The organism is Enterobacter cloacae complex sp. 2021EL-01169 (assembly GCF_020733125.1).
GTDB lineage: Bacteria > Pseudomonadota > Gammaproteobacteria > Enterobacterales > Enterobacteriaceae > Enterobacter > Enterobacter roggenkampii.
In genome coordinates, this window is sequence record NZ_JAJFTC010000002.1 from 152,970 (window position 1) to 167,913 (window position 14,944).

General features: G+C 55.6%; 16 protein-coding genes and 1 pseudogene. 11 read left to right on the forward strand and 6 right to left on the reverse strand.

Features of this window, described 5'->3' with window-relative positions:
* The first annotated feature begins 1 nt into the window (after position 1).
* The 3 genes from LLF79_RS07115 to tusE all read left to right on the forward strand — a co-directional run bounded on the left by LLF79_RS07115 (position 2) and on the right by tusE (position 2,119).
* Positions 2-1,159 carry a CfaE/CblD family pilus tip adhesin gene (locus LLF79_RS07115; RefSeq protein WP_227879312.1) on the forward strand — a complete coding sequence of 386 codons (1,158 nt, stop codon included), beginning with the start codon at positions 2-4 and terminating at the stop codon, positions 1,157-1,159.
* A gap of 10 nt (positions 1,160-1,169) precedes the next feature.
* Positions 1,170-1,721, forward strand: a complete 552-nt coding sequence (locus tag LLF79_RS07120) for a LuxR C-terminal-related transcriptional regulator (protein WP_008499912.1) — start codon at positions 1,170-1,172, stop codon at positions 1,719-1,721.
* Between the two features lie 68 nt (positions 1,722-1,789).
* Entirely contained in the window at positions 1,790-2,119 is a 330-nt protein-coding gene (gene tusE / locus LLF79_RS07125; protein WP_008499913.1) for a sulfurtransferase TusE, read from the forward strand.
* Here the strand turns inward: tusE and yccX are convergent.
* The 3 genes from yccX to LLF79_RS07140 are packed head-to-tail and all read right to left on the reverse strand — an operon-like array spanning position 2,116 to position 3,765.
* Positions 2,116-2,397, reverse strand: a complete 282-nt coding sequence (yccX, locus tag LLF79_RS07130; RefSeq protein WP_008499914.1) for an acylphosphatase — start codon at positions 2,395-2,397, stop codon at positions 2,116-2,118. The two genes, tusE and yccX, sit on opposite strands and share 4 nt — an antisense overlap.
* Positions 2,398-2,408: 11 nt before the next feature.
* A complete protein-coding gene (locus LLF79_RS07135) occupies positions 2,409-3,197 on the reverse strand; it encodes an AraC family transcriptional regulator (RefSeq protein WP_115465509.1) in 789 nt (262 codons plus the stop codon).
* A gap of 10 nt (positions 3,198-3,207) precedes the next feature.
* Entirely contained in the window at positions 3,208-3,765 is a 558-nt protein-coding gene (locus LLF79_RS07140; RefSeq protein WP_227879313.1) for a kinase inhibitor, read from the reverse strand.
* 173 nt (positions 3,766-3,938) lie between these two features.
* Between LLF79_RS07140 and rlmI the strand changes: the two genes are divergently transcribed.
* On the forward strand, positions 3,939-5,129 hold the full coding sequence (gene rlmI / locus LLF79_RS07145) for a 23S rRNA (cytosine(1962)-C(5))-methyltransferase RlmI (protein ID WP_193148468.1): 1,191 nt from the start codon (positions 3,939-3,941) through the stop codon (positions 5,127-5,129).
* 60 nt (positions 5,130-5,189) lie between these two features.
* Positions 5,190-5,507 carry a heat shock protein HspQ gene (gene hspQ, locus LLF79_RS07150; RefSeq protein WP_008499919.1) on the forward strand — a complete coding sequence of 106 codons (318 nt, stop codon included), beginning with the start codon at positions 5,190-5,192 and terminating at the stop codon, positions 5,505-5,507.
* Between the two features lie 37 nt (positions 5,508-5,544).
* Here hspQ and LLF79_RS07155 read toward each other — a convergent pair whose 3' ends face one another.
* Complete coding sequence (locus tag LLF79_RS07155) at positions 5,545-5,958, reverse strand: CoA-binding protein (protein ID WP_008499920.1); 414 nt, start codon at positions 5,956-5,958, stop codon at positions 5,545-5,547.
* Positions 5,959-6,131: 173 nt separating this feature from the next.
* Between LLF79_RS07155 and LLF79_RS07160 the strand changes: the two genes are divergently transcribed.
* Positions 6,132-6,794 carry a DUF2057 family protein gene (locus LLF79_RS07160; RefSeq protein ID WP_008499921.1) on the forward strand — a complete coding sequence of 221 codons (663 nt, stop codon included), beginning with the start codon at positions 6,132-6,134 and terminating at the stop codon, positions 6,792-6,794.
* Positions 6,795-6,874: 80 nt separating this feature from the next.
* Complete coding sequence (gene mgsA / locus LLF79_RS07165; RefSeq protein ID WP_008499922.1) at positions 6,875-7,333, forward strand: methylglyoxal synthase; 459 nt, start codon at positions 6,875-6,877, stop codon at positions 7,331-7,333.
* A gap of 59 nt (positions 7,334-7,392) precedes the next feature.
* On the opposite strand, the gene helD is transcribed toward mgsA, so the two are convergent.
* Positions 7,393-9,447 (reverse strand): DNA helicase IV, encoded by a 2,055-nt coding sequence (gene helD / locus LLF79_RS07170; RefSeq protein WP_227879314.1) that lies wholly within the window; start codon positions 9,445-9,447, stop codon positions 7,393-7,395.
* 123 nt (positions 9,448-9,570) lie between these two features.
* Here helD and LLF79_RS07175 point away from each other — a divergent pair, with 123 nt between their 5' ends.
* Entirely contained in the window at positions 9,571-10,017 is a 447-nt protein-coding gene (locus LLF79_RS07175; protein WP_023335159.1) for a YccF domain-containing protein, read from the forward strand.
* Between the two features lie 19 nt (positions 10,018-10,036).
* Positions 10,037-12,199: a YccS family putative transporter gene (gene yccS / locus LLF79_RS07180; protein ID WP_032651202.1), complete on the forward strand. Its 2,163-nt coding sequence runs from the start codon at positions 10,037-10,039 to the stop codon at positions 12,197-12,199.
* Here the strand turns inward: yccS and LLF79_RS07185 are convergent.
* Positions 12,156-12,782 (reverse strand): annotated as a pseudogene (locus LLF79_RS07185) (TfoX/Sxy family DNA transformation protein). The gene yccS and the pseudogene LLF79_RS07185 overlap by 44 nt on opposite strands.
* 217 nt (positions 12,783-12,999) lie before the next feature.
* On the opposite strand from LLF79_RS07185, the gene sulA reads away from it, so the two are divergent.
* Both sulA and ompA read left to right on the forward strand, forming a co-directional pair.
* Complete coding sequence (gene sulA, locus LLF79_RS07190; protein WP_094943693.1) at positions 13,000-13,509, forward strand: SOS-induced cell division inhibitor SulA; 510 nt, start codon at positions 13,000-13,002, stop codon at positions 13,507-13,509.
* 354 nt (positions 13,510-13,863) lie between these two features.
* Complete coding sequence (gene ompA, locus LLF79_RS07195; protein ID WP_023292865.1) at positions 13,864-14,919, forward strand: porin OmpA; 1,056 nt, start codon at positions 13,864-13,866, stop codon at positions 14,917-14,919.
* The last annotated feature ends 25 nt before the right edge of the window (positions 14,920-14,944 follow it).

Sequence of the window (14,944 nt, forward strand, 5' to 3'; positions counted from 1 at the left end):
TGTGATTAAGTGCCTCTTTATTTTACTGTTCTTAAGCCTGTGGGCCGGCCATACGCTGGCGGGCGCTCCCGCGGGAAGAAATACCAGCGTAGGGATCAGCTTCGATCGCACCGCGCCGCCCGCGCGTTTTGACATCTGGTTTCATGAATCGGGCGGCTTTGACGCCGCCGATCCGCAAAAGTGGGGGCGCAATACGCTGACCTGTCAGTCCCGTACCGATACCACGAACGGCGCCTGCATGAACTCACCGGTCTGGTTCTCGGCGAACCCGGCCGCGCCTTATGCCATCAATTTAGCGTTTACCCATTCCCTTACCGGCAAGACGGTGAATATCAAGGTGTATGGTGATCACTACATGTTTATCAACAATAAAGTGTTCACCTTTGCCAGCTTTGTCACGGGAGGGACGGCGGAAATTGCTAGCTGGAACAGAGAGCCCTACTTCGATTTCTATATCGTGAAAAGCGAACTGGATAAGCTCGCCCTGCCGGGGATCTGGACCGCCACGCTGAAGCAGAACCTGCGCCAGTGGGGAAGCGCCGACTGCGGCGGCAACTTCAATGACGTGAATGTCGGCTGTCCTGGCTATCTCACCATCGCCAAATGGCAGGCAAATATTCGCATTGAGGTGGTCGACCCGGGAAACCAGCAGATTTATCTGCCGGCCTTTCCGCACTCCACGCCCATCGTTAACCTCAACCTGACCAACTTCCCGGGGCGACCCGGGGGCAGCGAGATCAAGGGGGAAAACACGCTGGATATGTGCCTGTACGACGGCAAAAACAGCACCAGCACCCGCGCCTATCTTCGTTTTGAAGATGACGGGCTTCCCTCAGCGGGACGTGCCGAAGGCGCGTTTTCTATCCGGCGGCGCGGTGGAAGCCAGACGGATGCGCGGGACCGTCTCGACTATCAGGTCTCCGTTACCCATCCCGTCACAGGCGCAACCGAAACCGTCGCGAACGGTAAAACCGTAGTCTGGCAAGGCACTAACGATCCGCAGTATCTGCGTCAGGTCGTGCTGCCCGGCGGACGCGAGAGCGTACTGTGCATTCCTGCGCCAATTATCCTGAAAACCCCCGCGTTCGCCGCCAGCAGCAAAAACGCGGGCGACTATACCGGCACGCTGCGCGTCATCTATACGCCCAGCACGTTATAACGAGGTCACCGTGAGTTACGCCATTCTCGACAATAATCGATTTTACGCCGAAGGACTGCGCTATGCGCTGCTGCGTCGGGGCGTTCAGTTAGAGGTCCAGAGCGATACCGTACAATGGCAGCCAACGCTGCTTACCCGCCGCGTGATTGTCGTCCGCTGCCGTTTTTCCGTGGCGGCGACGCATCAGGCGCTGATCAATATTTTGCTCAGGCTGGAAGCCGCCCGCTGGAAAGGCAGTCTTTATCTGGTCTGCAACGAAAAGGGGTGGGCGCTGGCGACGCATTTACGCAAGCGTTTCAGTACGCTAACGCTTTATATCATCGACGACCGGATCGCCGTTGCCGATGCGGCGTATTTGCTGGCAAAAGAGCCACGCCGCGTTCGAAGCCTGGACTGCTGCCTGACCGTTCCTGAATTCAACGTGCTCGATCTGATGCTGACCGGGTTGCCGGTCCGCCACATTGCCATCGTGACGCACATGTCGGAGAAACAGGTTTCAACCCATAAATGCAACGCGCTGAAGAAGCTCAATGCCAACAACCTGCTTCAGTTGCTCCTGTAGGTCACGGTTTATCCTGAGCCCGCTTTTTTGCTACACTGTCGCCGATTTTTCACCTACGACAGAAGATTATGTTCATTTTTGCAGGCCAGGAAATTGAGACCGATAGCGAAGGCTATCTGAAAGATACAACGCTCTGGAGCGAACCGCTGGCGGAGAAAATTGCGGAAAACGAAGGGATTACTCTTTCCCCCGAACACTGGGAAGTGGTGCGTTTTGTGCGCGAGTTTTATCTCGAGTTCAACACCTCTCCGGCCATCCGCATGCTGGTCAAGGCGATGGCCAATAAGTTCGGTGAAGAGAAAGGCAACAGCCGCTATCTCTATCGTCTGTTCCCGAAAGGTCCGGCAAAACAGGCCACCAAAATTGCCGGCCTGCCTAAGCCGGTGAAGTGTATTTAATACCGAATACCGAAGTTGACGTATTCGCGCCCCGGTTGATGGGGTTCCGTTAAGACCTTATCAACCCGCGCGCTGCGCGGCCCACCCGCTTTCAGCCACGCCACCAGCTTGTCAACCTGCTCCGCTTCGCCGCAGGCGACCACCTCAACGCTGCCGTCATCCATGTTGCGCGCGTATCCCGTTAGCCCAAGCTCAATCGCTTCGCGCTGGGTACTGTAGCGGAAACCCACGCCCTGAACGACGCCGTGAACCCAGGCAATAGTGCAGACTTTAGACATTCTTCTTCTCCTTAACGTAGCGTTTTCGGCAAACAACCGTAGTGCTGCCGGAAACGGGCGGTGAAACGAGAGCTGGACAGATACCCACATTGTAATGCGATTTCGCCGATCGGTAATCGGGTTGACTGTAACTGTGACAAAGCCACGGCCATCCTCACCTCCTCGACAATCTGACGAAAACTCTGTGACTCCTCGCGTAACCGTCTGCGCAGCGTCGGCACGCTTAATGCGAGACGGCTGGCGACATCCTGCGCGGTCCAGACTCGGGCGGGTGACAGCATGATGAACTGTCGCACCTGCTCGGTCAGGTTATTGTTTCGCTCAATAAGCAGCGGGCCTGCCACGCCGTCATGCAGCAATGCCAGCAATAGACCGAAGGCCTGATGTTTTTGCAACGCCTCCGGTAAATCCTGACGCACGGCGTGCAGCAGGTTATCCCACATAAACGCCAGCCCCTCGCTCAGCGGAGCACAGAGCGAATGCAGCGTCGTGCGCGGCCAGGATTTCAGGTAATGCGCTTTAAACTCGGCAACGATTTCCGGCGATAACATCAGCAAGTCCGAGTGAAACAGGCCGTTTGCAGGCTGATTGATGATCTCCATTGCCGTATTGGCAGGGATAATGATGAGTTCATCCCGGGTGGCCACCAGGCGGTTATCGTCCTGCACAATCACCTTACTGCCGTGAGTGATATGGCAAATCGCCGGGAAAAAGAGCTTAACCTGGTGCAGGCGATGCATTTTGCTGGCACTCACTTCACCCGCCGTGAGATGTTTATGTCGAAAATGGAACTCCTGCACCGGTTCATCCTTATCTGCTGTAGGTTGCGGTTAACTGAGCCTTTGCCAGAACGTGACTATTGAGCATAAAACCGACCAGCGCGCCGCTGGCATTTTTGTCGACGGGCAGTTTATCCACGTCCAGCGCCCAGACGGTCATCTGATAGCGGTGGGGCTTATCGCCTGCGGGCGGACATGCGCCGCCGAATCCAGAATAACCGAAATCATTACGCCCCTGCACAGCGCCAGCAGGTAATTTTTCGCCATTTGGGTTACCGGCATCAGCGGGCAGCGTCATTGTCTTCACAGGAATGTTGGCTACTGTCCAGTGCCACCAGCCGCTGCCGGTAGGCGCATCCGGGTCATAGACCGTAATGGCAAAACTTTTCGCACCCGTGGGCGGATTTGTCCACGCCAGCTGCGGGGACTGGTTACCACCGTGGCAGCCAAATCCCTCAAACACCTGCTGTGGCGCTAACCGCCGGTCGCCGGAAATATCCCGGCTGGTCATGCTGAAAGGCGTTGCGGCTAAAACCTGAAAACTCATTGCCGTCAGAGCGGCTATTGTGATGACACTGCGCTTTTTCATGGGTATTTCCTTTGCTGAACTGGAATCCCACTGTATATCCCGCCGCAGTGCCGTAATGTGCTTAAGCGATTTGATTTTGTGCCGAAACGCTCAACGGCATCCGCAGATGATTGCGCCTTGCTGAATGTGCTACTCTACGCGCCATTTCCCTGAAATCGACAGAACAGCAAATTATGAGTGTACGTTTAGTGTTAGCCAAAGGGCGCGAGAAATCCTTACTGCGCCGTCATCCCTGGGTCTTTTCCGGCGCGGTTGCCCGTATGGAAGGCAAAGCCAGCCTCGGTGAAACCATTGATATCGTTGACCACCAGGGGAAATGGTTAGCGCGAGGCGCCTACTCGCCAGCCTCCCAGATCCGCGCGCGCGTCTGGACCTTCAATAAAGACGAAACCATCGACATCGACTTCTTCGTGCGTCGTCTGCAGCAGGCGCAGCAGTGGCGCGACTGGCTGGCTAAACGCGACGGGCTGGACAGCTACCGCCTGGTTGCCGGTGAGTCTGACGGCCTGCCGGGCGTGACCATCGATCGCTTCGGTAACTTCCTGGTGCTGCAGCTCCTGAGCGCCGGGGCGGAATACCAGCGCGCTGCGCTGATTAGCGCGCTGCAAACGCTGTTCCCACAGTGCGCCATTTACGACCGCAGCGATGTGGCGGTGCGCAAAAAAGAAGGCATGGAGCTGACTCAGGGGCCGGTCACGGGTGAACTGCCGCCTGCCCTGCTGCCAATTGAAGAGCACGGCATGAAGCTGCTGGTGGATATTCAGGGCGGGCACAAAACGGGTTACTACCTTGACCAGCGCGACAGCCGTCTCGCGACGCGTCAGTACGTTGCCGACAAACGCGTGCTCAACTGCTTCTCCTACACCGGTGGGTTTGCCGTTTCGGCGCTGATGGGCGGCTGTGCCCAGGTGGTCAGCGTGGATACCTCGCAGGAAGCGCTGGACGTGGCAAAACAGAACGTCGAGCTGAACAAACTGGACTTGAGCAAAGCCGAATTTATACGCGACGACGTCTTCAAGCTGCTGCGTAAATACCGCGATCAGGGCGAGAAGTTCGACGTCATCGTGATGGATCCGCCAAAGTTTGTGGAGAACAAAAGCCAGCTGATGGGCGCCTGCCGCGGATATAAAGATATCAACATGCTGGCTATCCAGTTGCTGAACCCGGGCGGGGTTCTGCTCACCTTCTCCTGCTCCGGCCTGATGACCACAGATTTATTTCAGAAAATCATCGCTGATGCCGCAATAGATGCTGGCCGTGATGTACAATTTATAGAGCAGTTCCGTCAGGCAGCCGATCACCCCGTGATTGCTACCTACCCGGAAGGACTGTATCTGAAAGGGTTTGCCTGTCGCGTCATGTAACTTGAAAAGAGAAATATTGCCCGCACATAACGTGTAAGTCGTATTTCCCGGGAGGTGACTATGATTGCCAGCAAATTCGGTATCGGCCAGCAGGTCCGCCACACTTTGCTCGGGTATTTGGGTGTGGTCGTGGATATCGACCCGGAGTATTCCCTTGATGAGCCGTCAGCAGACGAGCTGGCGGTGAACGCAGAGCTTCGCGCTGCACCCTGGTACCATGTGGTGATGGAAGGTGACGACGGGCAACCCGTCCACACCTACCTTGCCGAAGCGCAGCTAAGCAGCGAGCTGCAGGAAGAGCATCCGGAGCAACCCACTATGGATGAACTTGCTCAGACTATCCGCAAACAGTTACAGGCTCCGCGCCTGCGGAACTAAGCGTGTAAAAAAAGCCCGATGAACGGGCTTTTTTTTATTACTTCGCCAGCCCCAGACGGGGGATGTCGATCGCCGGACAGCGATCCATGACGACGTTCAGCCCCGCATCCCGCGCCAGCACGGCAGCCTGCTCGTTAATCACGCCCAGCTGCATCCACAGCGTTTTCGCCCCGACGGCGATAGCGTCCTGCGCCACTTCCCACGCCGCCTCGGAATTACGGAAGACATCGACCATATCAATTTTTTCCGGCACGTCAGCGAGCGTGGCATAACCCTGCTGGCCCAGTAAGGTTTTCCCCGCCACTTTTGGCGAGACCGGGATGACGTGATAGCCCTGATCGAGAAGGTATTTCATCACCCGATAGCTGGGACGATCGGGTTTATCGCTCGCGCCCACCAGCGCAATGGTACGCGTGGATGTCAGAATCTCGGCAATATCGTTCTCTTTCATGGTTTTTCTCCTGGCTTTTTTAAAAGTGTACGCCAAACCGCACATCTCAACCATCCATCCCATACCGATGCATGAGGGCAAAACGGCCAAATATGTCTATATGTTAGTAAACGTGATTATCGAAAAATTTAGATACATTAATGCGGCGACAGGATTTCTGACGGGAGCCTTCTATGAAAACCGGTATTGCCACTGCTCTGATTGCGTTAGTGATGCCGGTCTGCGTTTTTGCGACCACGCTCCGGCTCTCTACCGATATTGATCTTCTGGTACTGGACGGAAAAAAGGTCTCCAGTTCGTTATTGCGCGGTGCGGACAGTATCGAGCTGGATAACGGACCGCATCAGCTGGTATTCCGCGTAGAAAAATCGATCGGTCTGGCGAATCACGAGCAAAGGATGTATATCTCCCCCCCGCTGATCGTCAGCTTTAATACCCGGCAAATCAGTCAGGTGAATATTACCCTGCCACGCCTTGAAACGGAGAAGGAATCAGCGGCCTTCGACGCGTCTCCCCGCATTGAACTGCTGGACGGGGATGCGATGCCGATTCCGGCGAAGCTGGATATTCTGGCGCTGACGACTTCACCGAAAGGTCCGGACTACGAGGCCGCGACGCAGACCTATAACAAAGCCGGTAAACGCGCGTCGCTTCCTCAGTTTGCCACCATGATGGCCGACGACAGTACGCTGCTTTCCGGCGTCTCTGAACTGGACGTCATTCCTCCCCAGTCCCAGGCCCTGACGGAACAGCGCCTTAAATTCTGGTTCCAGCAGGCCGATGCCGACACGCGGGCCCGGTTTTTACAATGGGCAAAACAACAACCTTCATCATAAGCCACATTTTTTACGCCTTTCTCTTGCAGCGTCAGACGGTTCCCGTCATCGTGTAGGCAGTTAACCTGATGGATATGATTATGGAACTGACAACACGCACGCTCCCGGAACGCAAACACATTGCTCTGGTGGCGCACGATCACTGTAAACAAATGCTGCTTAACTGGGTTCGCCGCCATCAGTCTTTGCTGGAAAAGCACGCCCTGTCGGCGACCGGCACCACCGGTAACCTGATCCAGCGCGAAACGGGTCTGGAGGTAAACGCCATGCTGAGCGGCCCGATGGGCGGCGATCAGCAGGTCGGCGCACAGATTTCCGAAGGGAAGATTGATGTGCTGATCTTCTTCTGGGACCCGCTAAACGCGGTTCCGCACGACCCGGACGTCAAGGCCCTGCTGCGCCTGGCGACGGTGTGGAATATTCCGGTGGCGACAAACCTCTCGACGGCGGATTTCATCATCGAATCGCCGCAGTTTAACTCGCCGGTAGATATCCTTATTCCGGACTATCAGCGTTATCTTTCAGAGAGATTGAAGTAGCTTTTTTTGCCGGGTGGCGGCTACGCCTTACCCGGCCTACCCATCCTTACCCTTCGTCGTTATGGCTTCCGCGCCACCGGCACATCAATACTCTTCAAAATATCGACAAACACGGATGGCTCCTCTTTATTGAACAGCAGCCACACGCGATGGCGCGCGCGGGTCATCGCCACATACAGCAAACGCCGCTCTTCGGCATCCGGAAAGTCTTCCGGCACCGGCAGCAGGGCCTGCTCCATGACCGACTCGCGGGCCGGGGCCGGGAAACCGTCGCTCCCCTCTTTCAACCCCATGACAATCACATAGTCGGCCTGCTGCCCTTTGCTGGCGTGAATCGTCATAAATTCAAGCTGCAGCTTCGGCCAGCGGGTGGCCGCCTTTTCCAGCGCCTCGGGTTTGAGGTGATGGTATCGCGCCAGCACCAGGATACGTTCATCAGGCTTCGCGTAGCCGCTGAGCTTGTCCAGCAGCGGTTCCAGCTGGTCTTCCGCCAGCAGGGTCACGGCTTTTTTATCCCCTGCCCGCAGGCTATTGAGCGGCTTTGCCAGCTGATGCGGGTTCTGCTGGATAAAGCGGTTGGCGATTTCACCAATCCGTGAATTGAAGCGGTAGGTGGTGTCCAGATCGCTGCGATCGCCTTCGCCAAAATAGTCGTGGAATGCGGTCGTCAGCGAAAGCTGCGCCCCGCTGAAGCGATAGATGGCCTGCCAGTCGTCACCCACCGCAAACAGCGAAGTATGCTTATTTTGCGCCCGTAGCGCCGAAAGCAGGGCTGCGCGCTGCGGAGAGATGTCCTGAAACTCATCCACCAGAATATGTTTCCACGGGCTGACAAAGCGCCCCTTCTCAAGAAGGATGATGGCCTGGTGGATTAGGCCGGAAAAATCGACGGCATTTTCCGCTTTCAGCGCGGTTTTCCAGGCCTTCAGCAGCGGCGCCATCAGCTTGACCCGCTTCGAAAACAGATCGCGGATCGCCTCCGGCGCGCTTTCAATCATCTCTGCCTGCGTTCCGCCGTGCATTCGCATCAGGCTGACCCAGCGGTCAAGCCGTGAACCCAGCCGACGCGCCAGTTTGTCATCCTGCCAGAAGCTGCCCTCCGGCACGTCCCAGTTGAGTTCCTCCTCGAGCCACTGACGCCACCCTTTCGCCTGCGCCTTTTTCTCACTGCACTGCTGGCGCCACGTTTTGATAAACAGCGCCTGGCGCGCCTGCGCGTCGTTTTCCAGCTTACTGATAGCAGGCACTTTTTTACTGCCCTGCTGAATAATATGCAGAGCAAGGGCATGGAAGGTTCTGGCCGTGATATCCCGGGTATGCAGACGTTCCTGGATCCGTTCGTCCATCTCCTGGGCAGCCTTGCGGCCAAAGGCCAGAAGCAGAATTTGATCGGCGACCGCTTCCCCGGTCGTCAGCAGCCAGCCGGCACGCGCGACCAGCACCGACGTTTTACCGCTACCGGCCCCCGCCAGCACCAGCAGCGACTGCTCGCCGTTGACCACCGCGCGCGCCTGAGCCGGATTAAGCGGAGAAGACTCCACCGTACTGAAAAAGTCGGCGTATTGGGTGAGCATGGCGTCCGTCCAGGCCTGATTATGGGCGAGTCGGCTTTTATCCTTATCATTCAGCCAGGCCTGGCACTGGCGCCAGGCGTCGCGACAATTGTCAAACTCCTCAAGACGCGCCACGGATAACGGCAGCGCCGAGAGTGCCTGCCGGATCTTTTGCTGCAACCCGGCGGTCTGCTGACGGGTGAGCCACGAATGCTGCGCGTTGCTTTGCGCGATATCGTCCAGCACCTTTTGAAGCACTCCGGCGGCAATCACGCTCATATCCTGACTCCACTGCTGCCAGAGCGCGTTCAGGTGATGATGGAAACGCTGGGTTTCTGCCCACTCGGTGCCGTGAAGACGCACGACTTTATCGTCAGGCAGTACGAACTCGAGTTCGCCCCACACCAGCCCGCGTTTGCAGTGGATAGCCAGAAGCTGATTAAACGGAATAAGGTATTCGTGACGTTCTCCAGAGACTTTTACCCCGGCATTAAGGAGAACCACCCGGTCGTAAGGGTGTTGCGCCAGACGTTTGCCTAACGACGTTGCTTTCAGTTCCATGTTCCGCCAAATCCACGAAGAGATAATTTACCTGACAGTGTAACTGCCAGTTTTAAGGTGCTCCAGCCTAAAAAAACGTTACAATCATTGGGCGTTAATTTTATCGAAAGGAAGTGAGGGTTTATGCGTACCGTTCTGAATGTGTTGAATTTTGTGCTGGGCGGTTTTGCCACCACCCTTTCCTGGCTTTTTGCCACGCTGGTGAGCATCGTCCTGATTTTCACGCTCCCCCTGACTCGCTCCTGCTGGGAAATCACAAAACTCTCCTTCATCCCCTACGGGAATGAAGCCATCCACGTTGACGAACTGAATCCGGAGAGCAAAAACGCCCTGATGAATACGGGGGGTACCCTGCTTAACATTCTGTGGCTGATTTTCTTCGGCTGGTGGCTCTGCATCATGCATATTTTTGCGGGTATTGCGCAGTGCATCACGATTATTGGTATTCCGGTGGGGATCGCGAACTTTAAGATCGCCGCTATCGCTCTTTGGCCCGTCGGGCGCAGGGTTGTTCCGGTCGAAGTGGCCCAGGCGGCGCGTGAAGCCAATGCGCGTCGTCGTTTTCAGTAACTAAGGACTGGCCGCGTTTATGCTAAGCCCACTGCTTCGCCGTTATACCTGGAACAGCACCTGGCTTTATAACGTCAGGATATTTATCGCTCTTTGCGGCACGGTTGCCCTGCCCTGGTGGCTGAATGACGTCAAGCTCACCATCCCGCTCACGCTGGGCGTCGTGGCCGGGGCGCTGGCGGACCTGGACGATCGTCTGGCCGGGCGTTTACGCAACCTGGTCATCACGCTCGTCTGCTTTTTTATTGCGTCAGCGTCCGTTGAGTTACTTTTCCCCTGGCCCTGGCTGTTTGCCCTGGGTCTGACGCTCTCAACCAGCGGGTTTATTTTGCTGGGCGGCCTCGGGCAGCGCTATGCCACTATCGCGTTTGGCGCCCTGCTGATCGCCATCTATACCATGCTGGGCGCATCCCTCTACGACCAGTGGTACCAGCAGCCGGTTCTGCTGCTGCTCGGCGCCATCTGGTATAACCTGCTGACCTTAACCGGTCATCTGATCTTCCCTGTTCGTCCTCTGCAGGACAACCTTGCCCGCAGCTTTGAGCAGCTAGCCCACTATCTTGAACTGAAATCCCGACTGTTCGACCCGGATATCGAGGAAGAAAGCCAGGCGCCGCTCTACGATCTGGCGCTGGCAAATGGTCAACTGGTCGCCACCCTTAACCAGACAAAAGCCTCTCTGCTGACCCGTCTGCGCGGCGATCGCGGTCAGCGCGGAACGCGAAGAACCTTACACTACTATTTTGCCGCCCAGGACATTCATGAACGCGCCAGCTCCTCGCACGTCCAGTATGCCGCCCTGCGAGAGAAGTTCCGCTACAGCGACGTGATGTTCCGCTTCCAGCGCCTGCTCTCCATGCAGTCCCAGGCGTGCCAGCAGCTCTCGCGCTCCATTCTGCTGCGCACGCCCTATCAGCATGACCCACGTTTTGAACGCGTATTTAGCCATCTTGATGCGGCACTCGACCGCGTTCAGGCCAGCGGAACGTCACCGGAACACATTAAAGCGCTGGGCTTTCTGCTGAACAACCTGCGGGCGATTGACGCACAGCTGGCGACCATCGAGTCCGAGCAGGCGATGGCGCTTCCGGGCAGCGAGGTTGACAATCAGCTTGCTGATGACAGCGTGCACAGTTTTAGCGATATGTGGCTACGCCTGAGCCGCAACTTTACCCCGGAGTCGGCTCTCTTTCGCCACGCGGTGAGAATGTCGCTGGTGCTGTGCGTGGGGTATGCCTTTATCCAGATAACCGGGCTGCATCATGGCTACTGGATCCTGCTGACCAGCCTGTTCGTCTGCCAGCCGAACTATAACGCCACCCGACACCGCCTGGCGCTGCGTATTATCGGCACGCTGGTCGGGGTCGCAATCGGCCTGCCGGTACTCTATTTCGTGCCTTCCGTCGAAGGGCAGCTGATTCTGATCGTGATCACCGGCGTGCTGTTTTTCGCGTTTCGCAACGTGCAGTACGCCCATGCCACCATGTTCATCACGCTGCTGGTGCTGCTCTGCTTTAATCTGCTGGGTGAAGGGTTTGAAGTCGCCCTGCCCCGCGTGATTGATACGCTGATTGGCTGCGCGATTGCCTGGGCCGCGGTCAGCTTTATCTGGCCGGACTGGCGTTTTCGCAATTTGCCGCGCGTGGTAGACAGGGCGATGAATGCCAACTGTCGTTACCTTGACGCAATTCTGGAGCAGTACCACCAGGGCCGCGATAACCGTCTGGCTTACCGGATAGCACGTCGCGACGCGCACAACAGTGATGCTGAACTGGCCTCCGTTGTCTCTAACATGTCAACGGAGCCGCGCGCCACGGCTGAGATTCGTGAGACAGCGTTCCGCCTGCTCTGCCTGAACCATACCTTCACCAGCTATATTTCGACGCTGGGGGCCCACCGCGAGAAGCTCACTAACCCGGCGGTTCTCAACCTCCTCGATGACGCCGTCTGCTATGTCGATGATGCGCTTCATCACCGCCCGGCCGATGAACCGCGCGTTCGACAGGCTCTGGATGAACTGGCTCAACGTATTGCGCATCTTGACCCGGGAAACGACAGCAAAGCGCCGCTGGTTCTTCAGCAGATAGGCCTGCTGATCGCTCTGCTGCCTGAAATTTGCCGGCTGCAACAGCACATCGCTACCTGGAGGAACGACTCTCCTGCGGCTCAGGCAGCGCATTAAACCACTCCGTCAGCTCCCGGCGGATACCTGCCGGGAGTGCCGCCTCATGCAGCCCTTCGATAGCTCCTTCCAACGCAAAGAGCACTTTTATACTGAGTGCTTTATTCTTTGCCCGCATCTTCAGCCAGCTCGCTCTGGCACCCAGCGCCCGCAGCGTTTCTTCATTGGTGATACCGGCTTCAAAGAGCAAGACTTCAAGCTGAAAGGTCAGGTTCGGCAGATCCTTAAGACGGGTTCGTTGATGACGCTGTTAGCGCTCTTTCCTTGCCGCACTGAGTGCAAACGAGGAGAGCTGAAGCAACCGCTCCCTGTCCTGCCATAATCCGTCATCCACACGATAATAGTTGAGCAGCACCGGGCGGCCTCGCTTCATCAACGTCAAGAAGGAGGAAGCATTTTTTACACAGTATTTTGCACTCTCTTCACACGCGCGAAGGTAAAGTTCGCCATCGGACACCATGGCAAAGACCGCATCATCGACCGCCAGGGTGTAACCGCCAAACAGCGCGCGATGATGAATCTCGCCCAACGGAGAGAGGTATTCCTGGGATTTATAAATCCGTTCATAAGATATCTTTTTCATGATATTTCCCTTCAAAATCATAGGCTAACAACGAAATTTCTTACTAGCGGATCCGTTAGCAGGAAAATAGGCAACTTATCGTCGTTGAGCAAGATGATTTTTCGAGGGGCATCAAGATTGAATGAATTTTGCGAGTCGCTTTCCGAAAATGAGGTTGATCTTTGGGCATACAGGGTTTACTGTATATCCATACAGTAACTACAGGGCTGGAATGAATATGCACACTTCAGGCTATGCAAATCGCGCAATCTCTCTCTCTTCTGCTGCAGGCAATGTCGCGCAGAATTCCGTCGAGCGTGTTTCCACAGGGCTTATCAGTGAAGTGGTTTATCGTGAAGACCAGCCCTTGTTAACGCAACTTCTTTTACTGCCATTATTACAACAGCTCGGTCAGCAATCGCGCTGGCAGCTTTGGCTCACGCCTCAGCAAAAGCTGAGTCGCGAGTGGGTTCAATCCGCAGGCCTTCCGCTGACCAAGGTCATGCAGATTAATCAACTTCCGCCTTGCGATACCGTTGAGTCGATGATCCGCGCGTTACGCACAGGAAATTACAGCGTGGTGATTGGCTGGTTACCGGAAGAATTGACGGAAGAGGAACATTTCCGACTGACTGAAGCCGCTGAAGAAGGGAATGCGATCGGGTTCATTATGCGTCCGGTTCGATCGGATTCTTACCGCAGAGGACAACTTTCAGGGCTAAAAATTCACTCAAATTTGTATCATTGAGTGAAATTAAGATTTTTCCTGGAATTTTTTTTGACCGCAAGATGGGATTTTAGTTCCCGGCCTTAAAATTGCGGCAAGGCTTGTCTGGTGCGGTTCTCCTTAATTTTATTGCACAAAATTCGTTCAAAAAATGTTAAATAATCGGTATACGGAACTTTTTTTTTCATATGCCTGACGGACTTCACACTTGTAAGTTTTCAGCTACGTTGTAGACTTTACATCGCCAGGGGTGCTCGGCCTAAGCCGAAGATATCGGTAGATTTATATTTGACCACGCCCCCCGGTGAAGGATTTAACCGTGATTCTCTCTTGAGACTTTCATGGCGAATTTTGGATGATAACGAGGCGCAAAAAATGAAAAAGACAGCTATCGCGATTGCAGTGGCACTGGCTGGCTTCGCTACCGTAGCGCAGGCCGCTCCGAAAGATAATACCTGGTATGCAGGTGGTAAACTGGGCTGGTCTCAGTTCCACGACACCGGCTGGTACAACAGCAGCCTGAACAATGATGGCCCAACTCACGAGAGCCAGCTTGGTGCAGGTGCGTTCGGTGGCTATCAGGTTAACCCGTATGTTGGTTTTGAAATGGGTTACGACTGGTTAGGTCGTATGCCATACAAAGGCGACACCGTAAACGGCGCTTTCAAAGCACAGGGCGTTCAGCTGACCGCTAAACTGGGTTACCCAGTAACCGACGATCTGGACGTGTACACCCGTCTGGGCGGCATGGTATGGCGCGCTGACTCCAGCAACAGCATCGCTGGCGACGACCATGACACCGGTGTTTCCCCAGTATTCGCTGGTGGCGTTGAGTGGGCTATGACCCGTGACATCGCTACCCGTCTGGAATACCAGTGGGTTAACAACATCGGCGACGGCAACACCGTTGGTGTTCGTCCAGACAACGGCATGCTGAGCGTAGGTGTTTCCTACCGTTTCGGCCAGCAGGAAGAAGCAGCACCAGTTGTTGCTCCAGCGCCGGCTCCAGCTCCAGAAGTACAGACCAAGCACTTCACTCTGAAGTCTGACGTTCTGTTCAACTTCAACAAAGCGACTCTGAAACCAGAAGGCCAGCAGGCACTGGATCAGCTGTACACCCAGCTGAGCAACCTGGATCCTAAAGACGGTTCTGTAGTGGTTCTGGGCTTCACCGACCGTATCGGTTCTGACGCTTACAACCAGAAACTGTCTGAGAAACGTGCTCAGTCTGTTGTTGATTACCTGATCTCTAAAGGTATCCCAGCTAACAAGATCTCCCCACGTGGTATGGGCGAAGCTAACCCAGTTACTGGCAACACCTGTGACAACGTGAAAGCTCGCGCTGCACTGATCGACTGCCTGGCTCCAGATCGTCGCGTAGAGATCGAAGTTAAAGGCATCAAAGACGTTGTAACTCAGCCAGCGGCATAAGTTATCGTCTTATAAAAAAACCCCG